The sequence below is a fragment of the Achromobacter sp. UBA2119 genome (genome assembly GCF_002331005.1).
Lineage (GTDB): Bacteria > Pseudomonadota > Gammaproteobacteria > Burkholderiales > Burkholderiaceae_B > Achromobacter > Achromobacter animicus.
This window is the reverse complement of record NZ_DCYD01000013.1, coordinates 81596-103176: the sequence shown is the minus strand read 5'-3', so window position 1 is coordinate 103176 and position 21581 is coordinate 81596. Positions and strand designations below refer to the sequence as shown.

General features: G+C 67.7%; 19 protein-coding genes. 6 read left to right on the top strand and 13 right to left on the bottom strand.

Translation table 11 applies throughout. The annotated features are described in order from the left end of the window. Positions 1-102: 102 nt before the first annotated feature. Positions 103-1029, bottom strand: coding sequence for a 2-dehydropantoate 2-reductase (gene panE / locus B3098_RS12715; protein WP_286896657.1), 927 nt, complete (start codon positions 1027-1029; stop codon positions 103-105). A gap of 174 nt (positions 1030-1203) precedes the next feature. Then, positions 1204-2118, bottom strand: coding sequence for a DedA family protein/thiosulfate sulfurtransferase GlpE (locus B3098_RS12710; RefSeq protein ID WP_286896655.1), 915 nt, complete (start codon positions 2116-2118; stop codon positions 1204-1206). A gap of 462 nt (positions 2119-2580) precedes the next feature. Between B3098_RS12710 and B3098_RS12705 the strand changes: the two genes are divergently transcribed. From B3098_RS12705 to B3098_RS12685, 5 genes are all read left to right on the top strand, one after another. After that, positions 2581-3612, top strand: coding sequence for a BMP family protein (locus tag B3098_RS12705; RefSeq protein WP_175125838.1), 1032 nt, complete (start codon positions 2581-2583; stop codon positions 3610-3612). Next, a complete protein-coding gene (locus B3098_RS12700) occupies positions 3609-5138 on the top strand; it encodes an ABC transporter ATP-binding protein (protein ID WP_286896654.1) in 1530 nt (509 codons plus the stop codon). The genes B3098_RS12705 and B3098_RS12700 overlap by 4 nt, the downstream gene beginning before the upstream one ends. Positions 5139-5183: 45 nt before the next feature. After that, positions 5184-6257: an ABC transporter permease gene (locus B3098_RS12695; RefSeq protein ID WP_286896651.1), complete on the top strand. Its 1074-nt coding sequence runs from the start codon at positions 5184-5186 to the stop codon at positions 6255-6257. A gap of 10 nt (positions 6258-6267) precedes the next feature. Beyond that, a complete protein-coding gene (locus B3098_RS12690; RefSeq protein WP_056565907.1) occupies positions 6268-7218 on the top strand; it encodes an ABC transporter permease in 951 nt (316 codons plus the stop codon). 61 nt (positions 7219-7279) lie between these two features. Next, on the top strand, positions 7280-8560 hold the full coding sequence (locus B3098_RS12685; protein WP_286896646.1) for an amidohydrolase family protein: 1281 nt from the start codon (positions 7280-7282) through the stop codon (positions 8558-8560). Here B3098_RS12685 and B3098_RS12680 read toward each other — a convergent pair. From B3098_RS12680 to B3098_RS12640, 9 genes are read right to left on the bottom strand one after another with little or no spacing between them, the layout of a single operon-like run. Continuing rightward, positions 8535-8921 carry a RidA family protein gene (locus B3098_RS12680; protein ID WP_286896643.1) on the bottom strand — a complete coding sequence of 129 codons (387 nt, stop codon included), beginning with the start codon at positions 8919-8921 and terminating at the stop codon, positions 8535-8537. The genes B3098_RS12685 and B3098_RS12680 overlap by 26 nt on opposite strands. Beyond that, positions 8918-10081, bottom strand: a complete 1164-nt coding sequence (locus B3098_RS12675) for an NAD(P)/FAD-dependent oxidoreductase (protein WP_286896639.1) — start codon at positions 10079-10081, stop codon at positions 8918-8920. The genes B3098_RS12680 and B3098_RS12675 overlap by 4 nt, the downstream gene beginning before the upstream one ends. A 12-nt stretch (positions 10082-10093) precedes the next feature. Next, positions 10094-11536 (bottom strand): NAD(P)/FAD-dependent oxidoreductase, encoded by a 1443-nt coding sequence (locus B3098_RS12670; protein ID WP_286896636.1) that lies wholly within the window; start codon positions 11534-11536, stop codon positions 10094-10096. Beyond that, entirely contained in the window at positions 11533-11841 is a 309-nt protein-coding gene (locus B3098_RS12665) for a (2Fe-2S)-binding protein (RefSeq protein ID WP_286896634.1), read from the bottom strand. The genes B3098_RS12670 and B3098_RS12665 overlap by 4 nt, the downstream gene beginning before the upstream one ends. Further along, the gene (locus tag B3098_RS12660) at positions 11825-12982 is read right to left on the bottom strand and encodes an NAD(P)/FAD-dependent oxidoreductase (RefSeq protein WP_218342445.1); all 1158 of its coding nucleotides are present in this window, start codon (positions 12980-12982) and stop codon (positions 11825-11827) included. The genes B3098_RS12665 and B3098_RS12660 overlap by 17 nt, the downstream gene beginning before the upstream one ends. Beyond that, entirely contained in the window at positions 12982-13782 is an 801-nt protein-coding gene (locus B3098_RS12655; protein WP_105236818.1) for an ABC transporter permease, read from the bottom strand. Before B3098_RS12655 ends, B3098_RS12660 begins: the two co-directional genes overlap by 1 nt. A gap of 1 nt (position 13783) precedes the next feature. Further along, positions 13784-14650 (bottom strand): ABC transporter permease, encoded by an 867-nt coding sequence (locus tag B3098_RS12650; RefSeq protein ID WP_286896631.1) that lies wholly within the window; start codon positions 14648-14650, stop codon positions 13784-13786. Beyond that, the gene (locus tag B3098_RS12645) at positions 14647-15714 is read right to left on the bottom strand and encodes an ABC transporter ATP-binding protein (protein ID WP_191578371.1); all 1068 of its coding nucleotides are present in this window, start codon (positions 15712-15714) and stop codon (positions 14647-14649) included. Before B3098_RS12645 ends, B3098_RS12650 begins: the two co-directional genes overlap by 4 nt. Positions 15715-15761: 47 nt before the next feature. After that, positions 15762-16793 (bottom strand): ABC transporter substrate-binding protein, encoded by a 1032-nt coding sequence (locus B3098_RS12640; protein ID WP_056565933.1) that lies wholly within the window; start codon positions 16791-16793, stop codon positions 15762-15764. 185 nt (positions 16794-16978) lie between these two features. Between B3098_RS12640 and B3098_RS12635 the strand changes: the two genes are divergently transcribed. After that, positions 16979-17782 (top strand): GntR family transcriptional regulator, encoded by an 804-nt coding sequence (locus B3098_RS12635; protein WP_286896627.1) that lies wholly within the window; start codon positions 16979-16981, stop codon positions 17780-17782. Between the two features lie 13 nt (positions 17783-17795). Here the strand turns inward: B3098_RS12635 and B3098_RS12630 are convergent, their stop codons facing one another. Both B3098_RS12630 and B3098_RS12625 read right to left on the bottom strand, forming a co-directional pair. Then, positions 17796-19520 carry a hydantoinase B/oxoprolinase family protein gene (locus B3098_RS12630; protein ID WP_286896624.1) on the bottom strand — a complete coding sequence of 575 codons (1725 nt, stop codon included), beginning with the start codon at positions 19518-19520 and terminating at the stop codon, positions 17796-17798. Next, entirely contained in the window at positions 19507-21570 is a 2064-nt protein-coding gene (locus B3098_RS12625) for a hydantoinase/oxoprolinase family protein (RefSeq protein ID WP_286896621.1), read from the bottom strand. Before B3098_RS12625 ends, B3098_RS12630 begins: the two co-directional genes overlap by 14 nt. Positions 21571-21581 lie beyond the last annotated feature (11 nt).

The window sequence follows — 21581 nt, the reverse complement described above, 5'->3', positions numbered from 1 at the left end:
TGGCGGCGGGCGGCTGGGGATTGACCGGGCGTGCACGCAGCAGCGGCACGCCCGATCAGTGTGCGCCCGGCGGCCCCGCTTGAACAGGGGCCGCCCCCGCGATCAGCGGGCGGCGCGTTGCGCCTGGTAGACCTGCAGATGCGAATAGGCCACGCGCAGGTAAGTCGCGTCCACGCCCAGCGTGCGGGCACGGCGGACCATGTCGCCGACGATGTGGTCGGCCTCGACGGGCAGGCCCTGGCGCAGGTCGCGGAACATGGAGGCCGTCATGGGCTGGGTGCGGTCCGACAGCAGCTTGCGCACGGTGGCGTCCGCCTCGGGCCGCACGGTGTGACCGGAGGCTGCGGCCACCGACTGCGATTCCTGCAGCAGACCGAGCAGGATGTCGACGCCGTCGTCGGTGGACGCGATCTCGCCGACCGAGCCGCGCATCAGGCAGGTGGCTGCGGCCAGCGTCGTCAGCATGACGTACTTTTCCCAGATGTCCTGATAGATGTTTTCGCTGAGGCGGCTGACGTATTCGCCGCCCGCCAGCGCCTGCTCCAGCGCCACGCAGCGCTCGCTGCGGGTGGGGCCGGCGCGTTCGCCGAACACCAGGTTGGCGTGCTTGCCCAGGTGGACGACTTCGCCTTCGGAGCCGAGCGTGGCGTTGATCTGGCACAGGCCGCCCAGCACGCGATGCGGCTCGAACTCGCGGTCCAGCACGTCGTACTGAAGCACGCCGTTCATGATGGGCAGCACGGCGGTGTCCGGCCCGACGGCGGGGCGGATAGCCTCGATGGCGCTGTCCAGGTCGTAGGCCTTGCAGGACAGCACGACGACGTCATAGCTTTCCTGCAGCGTCTGCTGCGTAACCAGTTTGGGGTGCAGCGTGGCGTCGCCCAGCGGGCTCTGGATGCGCAAACCGTGTTCGCGGATGCGCGCGGCGCGCGGCTCGCGCACCAGGAACGTCACGTCCGCGCCGGCCTGCGCCGCGCGTCCGCCAAAGTATCCGCCGGTGCCACCGGCGCCCAAGAACAACAACCGCATGCCTGTCTCCTGTTGGCTGCCCGCGTCAGGCGCGGGCCAATGCGGGCATTATGCGCCCGGGCCACGCCGCCGCGCACGCGCGACGGCCGATGGATCATGCGCTGGACGCTTCAGGCTTGCGGCTCTACGCGTGGGGCCTGCCCAAGACGCACCAGGCTTGCTGTCCTGGACGCCTCACGCCTGCTGTTCGCGCTCCACCCAGGCCTCGTAGCCGCCGCGCAATGCCCAGATCTTGCGGTAGCCGGCCGCGCGCAGCCGCGAGGCGAGCAGCGCGGCGGACACTTCATTCGGGCACGCGCAATAGACCACGATGTCGGAATCGATCGCGCCGGGATCCAGCGCGGGCAACGGCTGCTTCAGGTCCACGGCCACGGCGCCCGGAATGCGCGCGGCATCGCGCTGCGCCTCGGGCCGCACGTCGAAGACCAGCGCCTCGCGGCCGTCCTGGCGCCATTGCATCAGTTCGTCGACCGATAGCCGTGGAATGACGCGCAGGCTGCGCAGCAGGATCTTGCGCCGCAGAAAGCGCGCCACGATATAGAGCGCCAGCACGGCCGCCAGCACCGCCAGTCCCATCGGGCCGTAGGTGCCCAGGATGTCCAGCACGTCGTTGATGACGCTGTGGAAGAGGCCGCCGAGCAGCAGCGCCGAGCCCACCCAGATCAGCGCGCCAGCCAGGTCATAGAGGAAGAAGCGGCGGTAAGGCGTGTTGGTCAGCCCGGCCATGACGGTGGACAGCGCGCCCGCGCCCGGCAGGAACTTGCACACCAGCAGCGCGCGCACGCCGATGCGCAGGTACAGCCGCTGCGTCTGCCGGATGCACGAGTCCTGCGACAACGACAGCTTGCAGACCACGCCCAGCAGACGCGACCCGTAGCGCCTTCCCGCCCAGTACCACAGGCTGTCGGCGATGAGACACGCGGCCGTGGCGGCCAGCAGCGGCACGAGCCAGCCGGCAGCGCCGGCCAGCGCGCCGGCGGCGATCATCATGGGGTAGGCGGGCACCGGCAGACCGGCTTGCTCGATGAGGACGTTGGCGAACACGAGCCACCCGCCGTACTGTTCGAGCAGCAATTGAATATCTTGCATTGGGGTTTCCAGCTTGCCGCGCGCGGCGCGGGCGCGGCTCATGCGCGCAATTTTAGGCGCGCGGCCTCGCGCTTGGGGCATAGACCCTGCCGTCCGCGCGGCAACACTGCGTTCCATTGCAGTGCGTCGCACGACCCGCCGGTGTCCATCCATCGGGACGCCACGCACCAAACTGGTGCCACGCTTCCCCGCGAGGGTGCCTATAATCCTGCCCGGCCATCAGGTTTCCCCGCCTCGTCGCGGGAACGCCCCGTGGCATACATATTGCTTCGCCAGGACAGGCTGAGAACTCGACCATTTGGCCGGGTGCGCCGCCTGGCGCTCCCATCCGATGACCGATCCCACGCCCCCGTTCACGCACGATCTGCCCGGCACGACCGCCGGCGGCAGCGGCCTCCGTGCGGCGGGCGGCATCCCCCCATCCCTCCATTTCCTGTCCTTCCCCGCGTAGGAGTCACCTGCATGAAATCCCTTTCCCTTTCGTCCGCCGGCGGCATCGCCCGCCGCGGCCTGCTCAAGCTGGCGGCCGCGGCTGCCGGCGCGCTGCTGTTCTCGGGCGCGGCCCTGGCGCAAGCGCCCGCCAAGATCAAGGTCGCCGCCGTCTACACGGTGCCGGTCGAACAGCAATGGGTGTCGCGCATCCACATCGCGCTGTCCGCCGCGCGCGACCGCGGCGAGATCGACTACACGTTCTCGGAAAACGTCACCAACGCCGACTACGAGCGCGTGCTGCGCCAGTACGCCGAGCAGGGCAACAAGCTGATCGTGGGCGAAGCCTTCGCGGTTGAAGCCGCGGCCCGCAAGGTCGCCAAGGACTATCCGCAGACCGCCTTCCTGATGGGTTCGTCGGGCAAGCCGCAGCAGCCCAACTTCTCGGTGTTCGACAACTACATCCAGGAACCGGCCTACCTGACCGGCATGATCGCCGGCGGCATGAGCAAGACCGGCAAGATCGGCCTGGTGGGCGGCTACCCCATCCCCGAGGTGAACCGCCTGATGAACGCGTTCATGGAAGGCGTCAAGGAAGTGAACCCGAAGGCCGAATTCACGGTGACCTTCATCGGCTCGTGGTTCGATCCCCCGAAGGCCAAGGAAGCCGCCTTCGCGATGATCGACAAGGGCGCGGACGTGCTGTACGCCGAGCGCTTTGGCGTGTCGGACGCCGCCAAGGAACGCGGCAAGCTGGCCATCGGCAACGTGATCGACACGCAGCCGCAGTACCCGGAAACGGTGGTGGCCTCGGCGCTGTGGAGCATGATCCCGACCATCGAAGAAGCCCTCAAGCAGGTGAAGGCCGGCGCGTTCAAGGCCGATGACTTCGGCCAGTATTCGCTGATGAAGCACAAGGGCTCGTCGCTCGCGCCGCTGGGCACCTTCGAGCAGAAGATCCCCGCCGACCTGATCGCCAAGGTCCAGGCCAAGGAAAAAGCCATCCTGGACGGCAGCTTCACCGTGAAGGTCAACGACAAAGAACCCAAGTCCTCGGCACGATGAACCAAGCGCCTCTCGCCCTGCAACTGACGGGGATCACCAAACGCTTCGGCAGCCTCACGGCCAACGACGATGTCTCGCTGACGCTGCGCCAGGGCGAAGTGTTGGCCTTGCTGGGCGAGAACGGCGCCGGCAAATCGACCCTGGTGTCGATCCTGTTCGGCCACTATGTGGCCGACGCCGGCAGTATCGAAGTCTTCGGCAAACCTTTGCCCGCCGGCCGGCCCGATGCCGCGCTGGCGGCCGGCGTCGGCATGGTGCATCAGCACTTCACGCTGGCCGACAACCTCACCGTGCTGGACAACATCATGGTGGGCACCGAATCGCTCTGGAAGCTGGCCTCGGGCCGCGGCCCGGCCCGCAAGCGTCTCGTGGAACTCGGTCAACGCTTCGGCCTGGGCGTGGACCCGGACGCGCGCGTCGGCACGCTGTCTGTCGGTGAAAAGCAGCGCGTCGAGATCCTGAAGGCGCTGTATCGCGGCGCCCGCGTGCTGATTCTGGACGAACCGACCGCTGTCCTCACGCCGCAGGAAGTGCAGGATCTGTTCGCCACGCTGCGCGGCTTTGTCGACGGAGGCCTGGCGGTCATCTTCATTTCGCACAAGCTGGACGAAGTGATGGCCGTGTCGCGCCGCGTGGCGGTGCTGCGGCAGGGCAAGCTGGTGGCGGAACGCGACACCGCGGGCACCAATCCCGCGGAACTGGCCGAACTGATGGTGGGCCGCAAGGTGGTCATGCCGCGCGCCGAGGCCGCGACTGCCGCCGAGCAGGCTGCGCCCGTGGTCACCTTGTCCCAGGTCACCGTGCGCGACAGCCGCGATGGCGCGCCGCGCCTGGACAGCCTGGACCTCGTGGTCCACACCCATGAAATCGTGGCCATCGCCGGCGTGGCCGGCAACGGCCAGCAGGCGCTGGTGTCGGTGCTGACCGGCCTGCGCCAGCCCTCGGACGGCACGATCCGGCTGGGACCGGAGCACGCCGCCGCGCCCACCACGCCCGCCGGCTGGACCGCCGCGCGCGTGGGCCGCATTCCGGAAGACCGCCACGGCGAAGGCATGATCGGCGACAGCCCCTTGTGGGAAAACGCCATCGTCGAAGACCTGAAGGACAAGCGCTTTGCGCGCCACGGCCTGATCCGCGCCCGCGCCGGCAAGGCCTACGCGGCCTCGCTGGCCAAGCAGTTCGACGTGCGCGCCGCCTCGCTGGACGTGCGCACGCGCAGCCTGTCGGGCGGCAACATGCAGAAGCTGATCCTGGGCCGCACGCTGGCGCGCGAGCCGCGCTTCATCGTGGCCGATCAACCGACGTGGGGCCTGGACATCGGCGCGGTCGCCTACGTGCGCGAGCAGCTGCTGGCCGCCCGCGCGCGCGGCGCCGGCGTGCTGCTGGTGTCCGAGGACCTGGAAGAGATCTTCGCGCTGGCCGACCGCATCGCCGTGCTGTGCGGCGGCAAGCTGGTCGCGATCAAGCCGGTGGCCGAGTGGACACCCGCCACCGTCGGCCTGGCCATGACGGGAACCCGGGCATGACGGTCTGCACCGTCACGCCTGGCTTTCTTCACTATTGAGCATCACATGAAACTGATCCTGGAACGCCGCCCCGAGCCCAGCCGCCTTGCGCTGGCGCTGGCGCCGATTGCGGCCATCCTCTTCACGCTGGCGGTCTGCACGCTGCTGGTGGCCTGGGCCGGCGCCCCCGTCGGCCGCACCTACGCGCTGCTGTTCGAAGGCGCATTCGGCACGCGCTTCGCGCTGTCAGAAACCCTGACGCGCGCCACGCCGCTGATGCTGACCGGCCTGGCCTGTGCCGTGGCGTTCCGCGCGCGCTTCTACAACATCGGCGCCGAAGGGCAGCTCTATCTGGGCGCGCTGGCGGCGGTGGCCGTGGGCGGCCTGCATGACGGCACGGGCTTTGACCTGCCGGTGCCGGTGCTGTTCGGCGGCATGATGCTGGCGGCCGCGCTGGCCGGCGCCTTGCTGCTGCTGATTCCGGCCATCATGAAAACCCGCCTTGGTGTCGACGAGGTCGTGACCACGCTGCTCGGCAACTTCATCGTGCTGCTGTTCGTGTCGATGATGCTGGACGGCCCGATAAAGGACCCGATGGCGATGGGCTGGCCGCAGTCGGTGGCGCTGAACGGCGACCTGGAACTGGGCAAGCTCATCGAACGCACACGCGCCCACACGGGCCTCTTGTGGGCCGCGGGCCTGGCGCTGGGGCTGTGGCTGCTGAACCGCTACACCGTCTTCGGTTTCCAGATGCGCGCGGTGGGCGCCAACGCCCACGCCTCGCGCTTTCTGGGCCTGCCGGTGAACCGCGTGATGCTCGGCACCGCCATGCTGTCCGGCGCGCTGGCGGGTCTGGCCGGCGCCATTGAAGTGGCGGGCCGCACCAGCTACGTCACGCTGGATATGTCGCCGGGCTACGGCTACACGGGTGTCGTCGTCGCCATGCTGGCCGGCCTGCATCCGCTGGGCGTGATCCTGGCCAGCATCTTCGTGGCCGGCATGCTGGTGGGCGCCGACAGCATGAGCCGCGCCATCGCCGTGCCCAACTACATCGCCGACGTCATCGTCGCCACCTCGTTGCTCGCCATGCTGGTCGCGACGCTATTCGCGCAGTACCGCCTGCGCCGCAACAAAGCTTGAGGAGCACGCCATGGAATGGATGGATCTGATGAGTTCCTCGGCCTTCTGGGTGGCCGTGCTGCGCCTGGCCACGCCGCTGATACTGGGCACGCTGGGCGTGCTGCTGTGCGAGCGCGCCGGCGTGCTGAACCTGGGCATCGAAGGCATCATGGTGGCCGGCGCCTTCACGGGCTGGCTGGTCGTCTACCTGGGCGCGCCGCTGTACGTGGGCGTGCTGGCGGCCGCGCTGGCCGGCGCCGTGTTCGGCCTGCTGCACGCGGTGCTGACGGTGCCGCTGGGCCTGTCGCAGCACGTGTCGGGCCTGGGCGTGACGCTGCTTGCGACCAGCGTGAGTTACTTCGCCTACCGCGTCACGTTCCCCAGCGTGTCCACGCCGCCGACCATCACGCCGTTTGCCGAAATGAAGTTCCTGGACGGGATTCCGCTGATCGGCCCCGTGCTGGCCGGGCAGACCCCGATGACGCTGATCGCGCTGGCCGCGGTGCCGATTCTTGCGTGGGTGCTGAATCGCACCCCCGTGGGACTGGCCGTGCGCATGGTGGGCGAGAACCCCGCCGCCGCCGAAGGCCAGGGTCTGTCCGTGACGCGCCTGCGTATCGGCGCTATCGTGGCCGGATCGGCGCTGATGGGCGTGGCCGGCAGCTTCCTGACGCTGGCCGCGTTCAACGCGTTCTTCTTCAACATGGTCAACGGCCGCGGCTGGGTCTGCGTGGCGCTGGTGGTGTTTGCGTCGTGGCGGCCGGGCAAGGCGCTCTTGGGCGCGCTGATCTTCGCCTTCTTCGATGCGCTGCAGTTGCGTCTGCAGCAGGGCGGCGCGGCGCTGCCGGGCCTGCCCGAACTGCCGTATCAGGTGTACCTGATGCTGCCCTATATCCTGTCCATCCTGGCCCTGGTGTTCATGGCGCGCCGCGCCGCCTACCCGCAGGCCCTGATGAAGCCCTACCGCAAGGGCGAACGGTGATCGCCCCCGAGGCGCTGCGCGACAGGGATGCAGCAACTGAATGTTTTCGCAAGGAATTCGCATGCTCGATCTGATCATCAAGAACTGCACGCTGCCCGACGGCCGCAAGAACATCGACATCGGCGTGGCCGACGGCCGCATCGCCGCGCTGGAACCGGCCCTGAAGGCCGAAGCCGCGCAGACCGTGGACGCCGCCGGCCAGCTGGTGACCTCGCCCTTTGTCGACGCGCACTTCCACATGGATTCCACGCTGTCCTTCGGGCTGCCGCGCGTGAACCAGTCGGGCACGCTGCTCGAAGGCATCGCGCTGTGGGGCGAACTCAAACCCCTGCTGACGCAGGAAGCGCTGGTGGAGCGCGCGCTGGCCTATTGCGATTGGGCCGTGGCGCGCGGGCTGCTCGCGATCCGCTCGCACGTGGATGTCTGTGATCCGCGCCTCCTGGCGACCGAAGCGCTGTTGCACGTGCGCGAGAAGGTCAAACCCTACCTGGACCTGCAACTCGTTGCCTTCCCGCAGGACGGCGTGCTGCGCGCCCCCGGTGCGCTGGACAACCTGAAGCGCGCGCTGGACATGGGCGTGGACGTGGTGGGCGGCATTCCGCACTTCGAACGCACCATGCAGGACGGCGCCGAATCCGTGCGCATCCTGTGCGAACTGGCGGCCGAGCGCGGCCTGCGCGTGGACATGCACTGCGACGAAAGCGACGATCCGCTGTCACGCCACATCGAGACGCTGGCGTATCACACGCAACGCCTGGGCCTGCACGGCCGCGTGACGGGGTCGCACCTGACGTCCATGCACTCGATGGACAACTACTACGTGTCCAAGCTGATCCCGCTGATTCGCGAGGCAGGCGTCTCCGCGATTGCCAATCCGCTCATCAACATCACGCTGCAGGGCCGCCACGACACGTATCCCAAGCGCCGCGGCATGACGCGCGTGCCGGAACTGATGGCGGCGGGCGTGCCGGTCGCCTTCGGCCACGACTGCGTGATGGACCCGTGGTACAGCCTGGGTTCCGGCGACATGCTGGAAGTCGCGCACATGGGCCTGCATGTCGGCCAGATGACGGGCCAGGACGCCATGCGCGCCTGTTTTGAAGCGGTCACCACCACGCCCGCCAGGATTCTTGGCCTGGACGAGACGGGCCTGGAAGTCGGCAAGCGCGCCGACCTGGTGCTGCTGCAGGCGCGCGACCCAGTGGAGGCCTTGCGCCTGCGCGCCACGCGCCTGATGGTGCTGCGCGCCGGCAAGGTGGTGGCGACCACGCCGCCGGCCACCGCCACGCTGAACCTGCCGGGCCGTCCCGGCGAAGTCAGCTTTCAGACGTCGGCCCGCTGACATAAGCCGGCCGCGCGGCGGCCGTCACGATGATCTCCACCAGCAGATCAGGCGAGGCCAGCTTGGCTTCGCACGTGGCGCGGGTGGGCATTGCCTTCGGCAGCGTCCATTCCGCCCACACCGCATTCATGCCGGCAAAGTCGCGCTCGATGTCCTTGAGCCAGATCTGCACCGTCAACAGGCGCGACTTGTCCGTGCCCGCCTGCTTCAGATAGCCGTCGATCTTGGCCAGCACGTCGCGCGTCTGCGCGGCGATGCCGCCTTCCGCATTCGAGGTCACGCCCGCCACATACACGGTGTCGCCGTGAATCACGATGCGGGACAGGCGCTCGTTCGTTTCCTTGCGCACGATATCGTTCATTGGTGTTGCTCCTTGGTGGATGAACCGGATGCCGGGCCGGCATCCGAGAAACGTTCGATCCGGAATGGGGCGATCGGCAGGTCCGTCGCGCCGGTCGTGATCAGGTCGGCCATGATGCGGCCGACGATGGGCCCGAGCTCAAAGCCGTGCGCTGAAAACCCGAACGCGTGAAAGGCCGTCTCGTGCCGGCTGCTGCGGCCGATCACGGGAATCTCGTCGGGCATGGCCGCTTCGATTCCCGCCCAGCCCCGGTTCACGATCGCATCGCGCATGTGCGGAAACAGGTCGACCACCGTGCGCGCGCCTTCGGCCAGCGAGCGGAAATCCAGCTCGGTCCATTCGGCGTCGCGGTCCACCCACGCACGCCGGCCGCCGCCGATCAGCACGGTGCCGTTGGTGCGCTGCTTGAACGACAGCGCGCGGCCGGTGCCCAGCACCACGGGATCCAGAAAGTGGTCCATGCGCAGCGTGACGAGCATCATGGGACTGATGGGCAACAGCGGCACCGGCTCGCCCCATTGCGCGGCGATGCGGTCGGCCCACGCGCCCGCGCAGTTCAACACCTGCGGCGCGGTGTACACGCCGGCATCCGTCTCCACACGCCATTGGCCGTCGTGCCGCGCCACGCTCTGCACGCGCACGCCTTCCAGGAACTGCGCGCCAAGACTAGCGGCCTTCATGCGAAAGGCAAGGGTGGTGCGGTAGGGATCGGCCGCCGCGTCCTCGCGCGCGATCAGGCCGCCTTGCACCGTCGGCGCAATCGCAGGAATCAGGTCCAGCAGGTCTTCGCGACTCATCCACTGCTCGTGGGTATAGCCGTGGTCGGTCATGGTCTTGAGCCGCGCGCGCAGCGTCTCGGCATCCGCCGCGTTCTCGGCCACACGCACCTGCCCGTGCTGCTCGAAGCCGCAGTCGTCGTCCACCAGCTCGCCGATGCGATACCAGAGCTCGCGCGAGGCCAGCGCCAGCGGCACCTCGGCCAGATGGCGCGACAGCGTGCGCACACCGCCCGCGTTGACGCCGGAGGCATGGCGCCCCACATAGTTCTTCTCGATGACCAGCGCGCGCACGCCGGCGCGCGCAAGATGCAGCGCGGCCGAGCTGCCGTGCAGCCCGCCCCCGATGATGATGACTTCAGCCGCCCGCGATTGCACGGTCATGGCGTCCACCCGTCATTTCTTCAGGCGGACGACGGCCTGACGCGAATCGTCGGTCTGCGGCAACGAGGCCAGTTCGCCCAGCGTGAGCGGCTTGGTCGGAAAGCGCAGCCGGTAATAGCCCACTTCCTCGGTCGGCACGCCGCGTTCCTCGGCAATGATCTCGGCCACCGTCAGCCCGCAGAAGCGGCCCTGGCACGGCCCCATGCCACAGCGCAGGAAGGCCTTCATCTGGTTCGGACCGCTGCAGCCCAGCTTGACGGTCTCGCGCACCTGCGCGGCGGTGACTTCCTCGCAGCGGCACACAATGGTGTCGCCGGTGGGGCGCCGGAACGCCTCAGGCGCCTTGTACAGCGTGTCGAAGAACTCGCGCCCGCGCACGGCCCGCGCCAGCGCCTCGCGCGGCGCGGCAGCCTCGCTGTCGCGCTTGCGCGCGTCGATGCGGCCCAGCAGATGCGCGGCCTGCAAGGCAGCCAGCCGGCCACGGTGCTCGGCCGCCACCGCGCCCGCGATGCCCGCGCCGTCGCCAGCCATGCCGATGCCGTCCACCGCCGTCGTGCCCCACTCGTCGACCTCCGGCTCCCAACAGTCCAGCGCGTCGTTCCAGCGATGCGCCACGCCCACGGCGCGCGACAGGTTCACGTTGGGCACCACGCCCTGATGCAGCATCAGCTGATCGGCGGGCAGCGTCTTGGTGACGCCGCCGGCGGTGTAGCGCACGCTTTGCAGCTTGCCGTCGCCCAGCGCTTCCAGCGCCGTCACGCCCTTGACGATGGGCACGGCGGCCTTGACCGCGCGCAGCAGCTTCAGCCCCTTGCCCAGATACGGGGAGCGCAGAAATCCCCAGACCTTGGGCAACGCCTGCCCCATGCGGCCGGGCGGCGTGGTTTCCAGCAGCGCGTCCACCTTCACGCCTGCATTCAGGTATTGCCAGGCCACCAGGTACAGCAGCGGTCCGCAACCGGCCAGCACCGTGCGATCGGACGGCACCACCCCAGAAGACTTCAAGAGGATCTGCGCTGCGCCCGCCGTGATGACGCCCGGCAGCGTCCAGCCCGGAATCGGAAACGGCCGCTCCTGCGCGCCGGTGGCCAGCAGCAGGCGGCGCGCGTGCACGATGCGCGCCTCGCCTCCTACCGAATACGCCACCTCGAAGCCTTCCGCTGATTCGGGCGCCGTGCGCTGCGCCACGGCCCACACCGTCGCGCCCGGCACGTAGCGCGCGCCGGACTGCTGGAACGGCGGCACCAGCGTCGCACCATGCCAGTAGTCTTCGCCCAGGATGCCGCGGTCGGTGACGGGCGTGGTGGTGATGGCGCGGTAGATCTGGCCGCCCGGCGCGGGCTGCTCATCCAGCAGCACCGTGTCCACGCCCAGGTTGGCGGCCAGCGTCGCCGCCGCCAGACCCGCCGGGCCTGCGCCCACCACCAGCAAATCGCATTGCGTCGTGTCGATCATGCCTGCACCTTGCGCGCACCCAACTGGCGCTCGATCTTCATTCCTTCCTGCACGGGCGTCATGCAGCCCTGCTGGTTCGCTTGCCCATCGATGGTGACCAGGCAGTCGTAGCAGACGCCCATCATGCAGTACGGCCCGCGCGGCACCTCGTTGACCGCCGTATCGCGACAGGCCTGCACGCCACCCGCAAACAAGGCCGCAGCGACGCTGTCGCCCTGACGGCAAAGCATCTCGGCCCCATTGACCGTTACCCGCACCGGCGCGCCCTGCGCCTGCCGCTGCGCCTCTTCAAGCCGCTTGAACATGAAACCTCCGGGTCGAGAAGGGCGCCATGTCGTCGGCCAGGCTGCCGGCGGCGATCATGGGCGCCAGATTGAGCGCGTGCGCGGCAGCAAGCGTCACGCCGCTGTGACAGGTGGCGACGAAGGCCCCCGGGCACGTTTCGGATTGCTGATAGATCGGAAAGCCGTCCTTGGACATGACGCGCAGCGCCGCCCAGCTGCGCACCACGCGCACGTCGCGCAGCGCGGGCAGCGTGCGGACCGCGCGGTCGGCCAGCGTGCCGAGGATCGGCAGGCCCACCAGGTTGTCCACATAGCCGGCCTCTTCCTGCGAGTCGCCGATCAGCCAGGTGCCTTCGTCGGTCTGGCGCAGCGTGGACAAGGGGGTTTCCAGCATGCGGCGCGTGCGCTCCAGCACGACGATCTGGCCGCGCTGCGGGCGCACCGGCACGTCCAGTCCCACCTGTTCGCCCAGCTGCTTGTTGGACAGCCCCGAGGCCAGCACCACCTTGTGCGCGCGCACCGTGCCACTGGGGGTGGCGATATCGAACACGCCGTCACGCAGCCGGATGCTCTGCGCCGGACGCTGCGGCAGGTAATCCACGACCCGCTGTGCAAAACTCATGTGCAACGCGCGCAGGAGCTTGAGCGGATTCGCAATGCCGTCCACCGGCGTCCACGTCGCGCCGCGCACTTCCGGGCCGATGCCCGGCACCAGATCCGCGACTTCGGCGCGATCCAGCATCTTCCAGTCGTACTGCGCCATGCCCGGCTGCGCGAGCAGCGTGGTCATGAAGCGCGTGCGCGCCTCGACCTCTTCGTCGCTCAAGAGCGCGTGCAGGCCGCCGCGCTGCTCCAGATGCACGTCGACCCCGGTCTCTTCCTGCAGCAGGGCAGCAAGTTGCGGCCAACCCTTGGCCGAGGTCATGGTCCACACGCCATAGCGCGGCAGCCCCATCCCCTTGCTCTGCACCCACACCAGCCCGAAGTTCCCGCGCGAGGCCCGGTAGGCCACGTCACCCTCGTCCAGCACGGCCACGTGGTCCAGTTCGCGCCGCAGCCCGTAGGCCACGGCCGACCCGACCAACCCGCCCCCGATCACCACCGCATCGTAGATGCCGCGGTGCACGGGCGCGCGCGGCGCCAGTTCTTTCTCGTCCGTCATCAGCGTCCCTTTCCTACAAACAGCTTCTCCAGACCGACGGCGCGGTCCAGGATGAATATGGCAATGATGGTTACGTAGATCAGCACCGCCGACACGGCTGTGACCAGCGGGTCGATGGTGTCTTCGATATGCAGGAAGATGCGCACCGGCAAGGTTGTCGTGGACGGCGAGGCGATGAAGATCGACATCGTCAGCTCATCGAAGCTGGTGATGAACGCGATCACCCAGCCGCTCACCACGCCCGGCAACAGCAGCGGCAGCACCACGCGGCGGAAGGCCGTCCAGTTGGACGCGCCCAGCGATTGCGCCGCCCGCTCCAGCGCCGGGTCGATGCCCGCCGCCGACGCCAGCACCAGCCGCAGCGCGTACGGCATGACCAGGATCACGTGGGCCACCACCAGGCCGAAATACGTGCCGGCCAGGTCCACGGTCGTGAAGAACTTCAGGAACGCCAGGCCCAGCACGACGTGCGGAATCATCAGCGGCGACAGAAAGAACGCCACCAGCGCCTCGCGACCGGGAAAACGGTTGCGCGCGATGGCCAGCGCGCTGGGCACGGCCAGTGCAATGGCAAGCGTGGCCGACAGCGTGCCCAGGCCCAGGCTGAACCAGAACGCATCGACAAAGCGCGGGTTGTCCAGGATGGCGCGGAACCAGCGCAGCGACAGCCCGCCGGACGGCAGCGAGATGAAGCCTTCGGACGTGAACGCCACCGCGCACACCATGACGATGGGCGCCAGGATGAAAAGGATGAACAGCGTGTGGAAGACGAGGCCGATGGGGCCGTTGCGAAATTGCATGTCAGCCTCCGGCCTGGTTGAACACCGCGCCGTAGCGGCGCTCGATGATGCGGTTGGCGGACAGAAGCACCACCACGGTCGCCACCAGCAGCACGACGGCCAGCGCCGCGCCCAGCGGCCAATTCAGCGTGTTCAGGAATTCGTCGTACGCGGCCGTGGCCACGTTCTTCAAGCGGCGTCCGCCGATGATGGCCGGCGTGGCAAAGGAGCTGGCTGCCATCGCGAACACCATGATCGCGCCGGACAGAATGCCGGGCATCACCTGCGGCACGATCACGCGCCGGATCACGGTGAACTGGCTGGCGCCCAGCGACAGCGCGGCGGCCTCGGTCGCGGGATTGATCCGCTGCAGCGATGCCCACACCGCGATCACCATGAACGGCACCAGCACGTGCGTCAGGGCAATGCCCACGCCCAGGTTGCTGTACATGAGGTCGATGGGCGTTGAGATCAGCCCGATGCCCATCAACGCCTTGTTGATCAGACCGGTCGAGCCGAACAGGAGTGCCCAGCCCAGCGTGCGGACCACCACCGAGATCAGCAGCGGCCCCAGCACCACCATCAGGAACAGGCCCTTCCACGGATTGGCCATGCGCGACAGTACGTAGGCTTCGGCCGTGCCCAGCACCAGGCACGCGACCGTCACGGCGGCGGCGACGCCGAACGTGCGCGCGTAGATCTCGTAGTAGTAGCCGTCCGAGAAGATCTCGATGTAGTTCTTCAACGTAAAGGTGGCCTGCATGCCGCCATAGAACTGGAAGTCGAAGAAGCTGATCAGGAACACCAGCGCCATCGGCACCACGAGGAACGTGGCGTACACCACCAGCGCCGGCGCGCTGAGCACCCACGGATTGGTGCGCGCGGTCATGACGCTTTACCTTGCGGCGCAGCGGCCGGATCGACGGTGCACATGTCCTGCGCGCGCCAGCGCAGATGCACGGGCTCGCCTTCGGCCGGCACCGGCACCCCGTCGTTCTGACGGATCACCATGACTTCGCCAACCGACGTTTCCACCTGGCACAGCCAGTGATTGCCCTGGAACACGCGCGTCTTCATGCGGCCGGGCAATGCACAGGCCGCGGGTTCGGAAAACAGGATCTTTTCGGGGCGCACGATCACGGCGCCTTGCGGCACGGGCGCACCTTCCAGACCGATATGCGCCTCGCCGATGCGGGCGCGCATCTCGCCTTCGTACTGCTCGGCCTGCGGGGTGAAGACGTTGGCCTTGCCCAGAAAGCCGCCGACGAAATGGCTGGCGGGGCCTTCGTACGCGGCGAACGGTTCGGCCACCTGTTCGACGCGGCCCTGGTTCATCACGACAATGCGATCCGACAGCGCCAGCGCCTCGGACTGGTCGTGCGTAACGAGGATGGTGGTCGTGCCGACCGTGCGCTGGATGCTGCGCAGTTCAAGCTGCATTTCTTCGCGCAGCTTGGCGTCCAGGTTGGAGAGCGGTTCGTCCAGCAGCAGCACGCTGGGACGGATGACCAGCGCGCGTGCCAGCGCGACACGCTGCTGCTGGCCGCCCGACATCTGCGCCGGATGCCGGTCGGCCAGATGCGACAGGCCCACGAGCTTGAGCGCATCGGCCACACGGGCCAACCGCTCGTCTTTCTTGACGCGTTGCATCTCCAGGCCGAACGACACGTTCTCGGCCGCGGTCATGTGCGGAAAGAGCGCGTAGTTCTGGAACACCATGCCCAGCCCGCGCTTGTTGGCAGGCACCTTGCTGACGTCCTTGCCGTTCAGCACGATGCTGCCGCCGGAGGGCTCGACAAAGCCCGCGATCATCTGCAGCGTGGTGGTCTTGCCGCAGCCGGAAGGCCCCAGCAACGAGATGAACTCGCCTTGCTTCACGGACAGGCTCAGGTTTTCAACGGCAGTGGTGTCGCCGTAGCGTTTGCTCAGGCGGTCCAGCACGAGATAGGTCATGAAAGCTCCCGGTGGGCGGCGCCAGCGCCGCCCTTATGCACACGCAGTCAGCGCTCGATTTCCCGCGTCCAGCGCTTGTTCCAGTCGTCCCGGTTCTGGTTGACGGTGTCCCAGTCGATCACGATGAGATCGGCGGCGCGCTTGCCGATGGGCAGGGGCACGCGGGGATCGTCAGCCACCTTGGCTTTCTTGTTGACCGGACCGTAGCCGTAAGCCGAGGCAAGCTTCTCCTGAACCTCAGGCGACACCAGGTATTCCACGAACGCCTGCGCCTTCGGATTGGCGTTGGACTTGGCGATCGGACACACGGACGAGAGCAGTGCGTAAGCGCCTTCCTGCGGGTAGACGAAGCCGACGGGGAAGCCGGTGTCGGCAAACGCCTTGACGCGGCCGCTGCCCCAGACCGCAATGGTGGCCTGGCCGCTGGAGAAGAGCTCGGTCATCTTGCCGGGCGAGGGCTCATAGACCAGCACGTTGGGACCGACTTCGTTCTTGAACGTGGTGAAACCAGGGTCGATCTTCTTTTCGCCGCCGCCGCCTTCGCGCGCATATTCCACCAGCGTGTGCAGGCCGTAGGTGTTGTTGAGCGGCGGGATGACGAGCTGCTTCTTGTACTTGGGATCCTTCAGGTCCTTCCACGACGTGGGCGGCGCCCATTTCTTCTCGTCGAAGACCTTCTTGTTGTACATGATGCCGGTGGCCACGATGCCGATGGCAACCGCCTTGTCGTCCTTGTAGCGCGCCGTGGTGTAGATGTCGTCGGCGGGCAGGTTCTTGATGGGTTCGCAAAAGCCCAGCGCAATGGCCTGGTACATGGGACCGTCGTCGATGATGGCGACGTCGATCTGCTGGTTGCTCTTTTGCGCCTGCAGGCGCGCGACGGTGTTGGTGGAGTTGCCGGCAACGTAATCCAGCTCGACGCCGTGCTGTTTGGCGAAGGGCGGGAAGATGTCCTTGCGCATGATGTCTTCGAACGAGCCGCCGTAGCCGGCGACCACCAGTTTCTGCTGCGCCTGTGCGTTTGCGCCTAGCCCGGCTGCTACCGCCGCGGCCGCGAGCACTGCAAGTACCTTGCTCATGAGAACCCCCGAATTTTGGAAGAGAACTGCAAGAACCGACTGATTTGTTGCCCGGCGACTTCATGTCCGCCGTACAATTTGTCCGTACATGAATGTCCGGACAAATAATGAATCCGGCAAGACTCCCTTGTCAATCGGTTATTGTCCGGACAAACCCTATAAAACCAATGAAGGAGGCTCCCCTCATGACCCGATCTTCCGAGCGCGCTGCCAGTTCCGGCGGGGAGCGGGAAGCGCGCGGCCGGCCTGGCGCGGCGCTCCCGGCCGACGTGGCGGGCGGACCGCGCTACAAGAGCATTTATCAATCGCTGTCGCAGGACATCAGCTCGGGGCGCTACCCCGTGATGACGCTGCTGCCGACGGAACACGAGCTGTGCGAACAGTTCGGCGCCAGCCGTCACACGATCCGCGAAGCCATCCGCATGCTGACCGTTGCCGGCGTGGTGTCGCGCCGACCGGGCGTGGGCACACGCGTGGAAACGGCGCGCGCCACCACGCGCTTCACGCAGCGCATCTCGCAGTTCCCCGACCTGCTGCAGTACGCCCGCAACGCGGCGCTGCTGGTGCAGGACGTGCGCACCGTCAAGCTCACCAAGCGCCTGGCTGAAACACTGGGCTGCGAACCCGGCCAGCAGTGGCTGCACATCAACTCCATCAAGACACTGGACGATCCCGACGTCGCCGCCGCCTGCACGCTGATCTACGCGGACCCCGCGCATTCCGACGTGCGGGTCGACGTGAAGTCGCGGATCTCGCTGCTGCGCCTGATCGAGGACCACTTCGGTGACCGCATCACCGAGGTCAACCAGGAGTTCTCCGCAACGCCCATCGGCGCGGCAATCGCCAAACAGCTCCTGGTCGACGCCGGCACGCCGGGCTTCGTCATCACGCGCCGCTACTACGGCGATGGCGGCGTGCTGCTGCTTGCCACCATCACCACGTTTCCGCACGACAAGATGAAGTACTCGATGACGCTCAACGTCTGTTGATGCGCAGCGCGGCTCACGCGGACAAACCATAGTCCGCGCGTGCCGTCTCGGCGCTGATCTTGCCGTCCGCCAGATCCTGCGCCACGCGCGCGCGCGGCCGCGCCGAGGGCTCACCATAACCGCCGCCGCCAGGCGTTTCGATGCGCACACTCTCACCGGCTTCGAGCGCAATGTTTGCGGTCTTGGAAAACAGCTCCTCTTGTTGCGGCGTGCCGAAATTGCGGATCAGCCGCGCGCGTCGTCCGTCACGTCCGCCGTCCACGCCCGCCGCCACGCCCACGGTGTGGCTGTCCGACCGGGCCGAGAACACGATGCCCGGTCCCACGGCGCGGATCTGCTTGGCGATGGCCATGCCGCCGCGCGTGCGGCCCGCACCGCCCGAGTCCTGGATCATCGCGTACTCGTCCATCAGCAGCGGATACTCGTTCTCCAACGCTTCCACGGGTAGATTCGACGTGTTGGTCATGTGCACGTGCACCGCGTCCATGCCGTCCGCATCGAAGCGCGCGCCCGCGCCGCCGCCCAGCGTTTCCAGATACACGAAATGGCCCGCGCGTTCGCGCCAGCGGCCCGAGAACACGATGGCGGGGCAGCAGTCGTTACTGGACGCCATCGTCTTTTCGGGCGGCAGCAGGCCGCGGAACGCGCCGAAGATGGCGCCGGCCACTTTCTGTGCGGTGATGGACCGCGCACCCACGGCGGCCGGGTGTTCGGGATTGGTAATGGTGCCCACGGGCGCCGACAACGTGATGGGGTCGAACAACCCCGCATTGGGTGCGAGGTCCGGATCCAGCAGCGCTTTGACCGCGTAGTACACGCAGGCGCGCAACGCGTTGAAGGGCAGGTTCATGGCGCCGCGCGCCTGTTTGCCCGACCCTTCGAAGTCGAAGTGCAGGTTGTCCGCGCTGACGGTCAGCGTCACCTGGATGGGCACCGGGTCGCCACCCATGCCGTCGTCGTCCAGATCGCTGCGGAACGTATAGCTGCCAGCGCGCAGCTCGGCGATGCGGTTCAAGAGGCGTTTGCGCGTGTACGCGATAACGTCGTCCACCGAACGCAGCACCGCCTCCAGTCCCATCTGGCGGATCAGGCCCTGCACCGCAGCCGCGCCGCGGCGGTTGGTGGCCATCTGCACGCGCAGGTCGAGCACGCGCTCTTCCGGATCGCGAGTGTTGGCGCAGATGAGGCGCAGCAGGTCTTCATCGGTCTCACCCGCGCGGGCGATGCGGCAGGCGGGGATGCGGATGCCTTCCTCGAAGATCGATTTCAGGCCACCTGCGATCGAACCGGGCACCGCACCGCCCACGTCGGAATGGTGCGCGATGTTGGCCGCGAAGAAGCGCAACACGCCGTCCCAGAACACCGGCGTGATGATGTTGATGTCGGGCAGGTGGCTGCCGTCCGCCAGGTACGGGTCATTGCAGATATACACATCGCCGTCGCGGATCTGGTCAGCCGGGAACGTGCGCAGAATGGAGCGCATGGCGCCGTCCAGCGAGCCCAGGTGCAGCGGAATCTGCGTGCCCTGCGCGACCAGCCGTCCGGCAGCGTCGAACAGCGCCACCGAGCAGTCCTTACGCTCTTTGATGTTGGTCGAGAACGATGCGCGCACCAACGTGTTGTTCATGTCCTCGGTGATGGACAGCAGGCGGTTGCAGAAGACCTCCATGCCGATGGGATCCGCCAGCGTGGGCGTGGCGTCCGCGGCGCGGGATTGAACGGAATCAGGCTTGGTCATGCGAGCCTCCTTGCAGGCGGATGATCAGGTTGCCGTACTCGTCGACGCTGGCCTCGTGGCCCACGCCCACCACCGTGGTCGAGCTCATTTCCTCGAGCAGCGCGGGTCCCGTGAAGCGCGCGCCGGTCGGCACGCGGTCACGGTCATAGACGGGCGTTTCACGCCAGCCATGCGCCGGACCGAAGTAAGCCTTGCGCTGGCCCCGCGCCGCGTCCTGCAACGTGCCGCCCACGTGTCTTGGCGCAAGGGGCGCCTTCACCACCTGTCCCACGGCCTGCATGCGGCAGTTGATGATCTGCACCTTGCGGTCGTCGACGGTGTAGCCGTATTCCCGCTCATGCGCCTCGGCGAAGCGGCGCGCGAATTCCGCGTAGCCGCCCGCACCGGTGTCGTCCAGGCTGACCTGCACTTCAAAGTTCTGGCCCTCGTAACGCGCGTCGATGGCGCTGTGGCACACGCGCAGCGACGGATCGACGCGTTCGGATGCCAGCCAGTCCTGGGCCTGCGTGCGCAGACCGTCGAAGATCGTGGAGATCGCGGGCCAGCTGTCCGCATCGGCCAGCGAGATCTCGCTTTGCACGAAGTCGAAAGAGATATCGGTGAGCAGGATGCCGCGCGCGCACATCGTGCCCGGCTCCTGCGGCACGATGACGACGGGGATGCCGCATTCCTCGGCCACTTCCACCGCATGCAGCGGGCCTGCGCCGCCGTACGCATACAACGCGAAGCGCGAGAGGTCGTAGCCGCGTTCGGTGGACACCGCACGGATCGCGCGGCTCATGTTGGCCGCTGCGATGCGCAGGATGCCCTCGGCGGCCGCCTCCATGTCCAGCCCCAGCGGTTCGGCGACACGGCTGCGGATGACCTCGCGCGCGGCGTCCGCACACACCGGCATGCGGCCGTTCAACAGGGCCACGGGATTGAGCCGTTGCAGCGCGATTTCTGCGTCCGTGATGGTCGGCTCCTGGCCGCCGCGGCCGTAGCCCACGGGACCGGGCACCGCACCCGCGCTGTGCGGCCCGACCTTCAGCGCACCGGCGTCGTCCAGCCAGGCGATGCTGCCGCCGCCCGCCCCGATGACGTGGATGTCGACCATGGGTGTCTTGACCGGATACCCGGCAACGTGGCGGTGCGACGTGAAGAGCGGACGGCCTTCGCATACCAGCGAGACGTCCGTGCTGGTGCCGCCCACGTCGAACGTCACCAGGTTCAGGCTGCCGATGGCGCGTCCCACGGCGGCGGCGCCGACGACGCCTGCAGCCGGCCCCGACAGGCAGGTGCGGACCGGGTATTGGCGCACGGTGGCGATCGACATCAGGCCGCCGTTGGAATGAATGGTGTGCGGCTCATGGCCGATATCCAGTTCCCGCACGCGGTTCAGGAAGCGTTCCAGATAGCGCGCCATCTTGGGTCCGACCGCGGCGTTGAGCACGGTGGTGGACAGGCGCTCGTATTCGCGGAACTCGGGCAGCACGTCGGACGATTGGCTGATGTAGGCGTCGGGCATTTCTTCCAGCACGATCTGCGCCGCGCGCCGTTCATGCGCGGGGTTGCGGTAGGCGTGCAGGAAGCAGATCGTCACGGCCTCGATGCCGGCCTTGGCAAAGCGGCGCGCGGCATCGCGCACCTGCGCCTCGTCCAGCGCCGTCAGCACATCGCCCGCTGCGTTCACCCGCTCGTCGACTTCGGCGCGGAACTCGCGCGGCACCGCCACGGGCGGTTTGCCGACGCTGTAGTCGTACAGGTGCGGACGCGTCTGGCGGCCGATCTCCAGCACATCGCGAAAGCCGCGCGTGGTGATGAGGCCGACGCGCGCGCCCTTGCGTTCGATGATGAGGTTGGTGGCCACCGTGGTGCCGTGGCCGACATGCGAGACCTGTGATGGCGCGACCCCGTGATCCGCGAGCATCTGGCCGATGCCCGTGGCGATGGCCTCGGAGGGATCGTGCGGCGTGGAAGGCACTTTGTGAAAGTGCACCACGCCGGCGTCCTCGTCGATCATCGTGAAATCGGTAAACGTGCCTCCGACGTCTATCCCTATGCGATACATATCGATTGTTC

Coding starts and splice junctions, on each gene's coding strand:
- B3098_RS12705 (WP_175125838.1), top strand. CDS start 2,581: ATGAAATCCCTTTCCCTTTCGTCCGCCGGCGGCATCGCCCGCCGCGGC.
- B3098_RS12685 (WP_286896646.1), top strand. CDS start 7,280: ATGCTCGATCTGATCATCAAGAACTGCACGCTGCCCGACGGCCGCAAG.
- B3098_RS12635 (WP_286896627.1), top strand. CDS start 16,979: ATGACCCGATCTTCCGAGCGCGCTGCCAGTTCCGGCGGGGAGCGGGAA.
- B3098_RS12645 (WP_191578371.1), bottom strand. CDS start 15,714: ATGACCTATCTCGTGCTGGACCGCCTGAGCAAACGCTACGGCGACACC.
- B3098_RS12650 (WP_286896631.1), bottom strand. CDS start 14,650: ATGACCGCGCGCACCAATCCGTGGGTGCTCAGCGCGCCGGCGCTGGTG.
- B3098_RS12710 (WP_286896655.1), bottom strand. CDS start 2,118: ATGCAAGATATTCAATTGCTGCTCGAACAGTACGGCGGGTGGCTCGTG.
- B3098_RS12665 (WP_286896634.1), bottom strand. CDS start 11,841: ATGTTCAAGCGGCTTGAAGAGGCGCAGCGGCAGGCGCAGGGCGCGCCG.
- B3098_RS12660 (WP_218342445.1), bottom strand. CDS start 12,982: ATGACGGACGAGAAAGAACTGGCGCCGCGCGCGCCCGTGCACCGCGGC.
- B3098_RS12655 (WP_105236818.1), bottom strand. CDS start 13,782: ATGCAATTTCGCAACGGCCCCATCGGCCTCGTCTTCCACACGCTGTTC.
- B3098_RS12625 (WP_286896621.1), bottom strand. CDS start 21,570: ATGTATCGCATAGGGATAGACGTCGGAGGCACGTTTACCGATTTCACG.
- B3098_RS12700 (WP_286896654.1), top strand. CDS start 3,609: ATGAACCAAGCGCCTCTCGCCCTGCAACTGACGGGGATCACCAAACGC.
- B3098_RS12690 (WP_056565907.1), top strand. CDS start 6,268: ATGGAATGGATGGATCTGATGAGTTCCTCGGCCTTCTGGGTGGCCGTG.
- B3098_RS12670 (WP_286896636.1), bottom strand. CDS start 11,536: ATGATCGACACGACGCAATGCGATTTGCTGGTGGTGGGCGCAGGCCCG.
- panE (WP_286896657.1), bottom strand. CDS start 1,029: ATGCGGTTGTTGTTCTTGGGCGCCGGTGGCACCGGCGGATACTTTGGC.
- B3098_RS12675 (WP_286896639.1), bottom strand. CDS start 10,081: ATGACCGTGCAATCGCGGGCGGCTGAAGTCATCATCATCGGGGGCGGG.
- B3098_RS12695 (WP_286896651.1), top strand. CDS start 5,184: ATGAAACTGATCCTGGAACGCCGCCCCGAGCCCAGCCGCCTTGCGCTG.
- B3098_RS12680 (WP_286896643.1), bottom strand. CDS start 8,921: ATGAACGATATCGTGCGCAAGGAAACGAACGAGCGCCTGTCCCGCATC.
- B3098_RS12640 (WP_056565933.1), bottom strand. CDS start 16,793: ATGAGCAAGGTACTTGCAGTGCTCGCGGCCGCGGCGGTAGCAGCCGGG.
- B3098_RS12630 (WP_286896624.1), bottom strand. CDS start 19,520: ATGACCAAGCCTGATTCCGTTCAATCCCGCGCCGCGGACGCCACGCCC.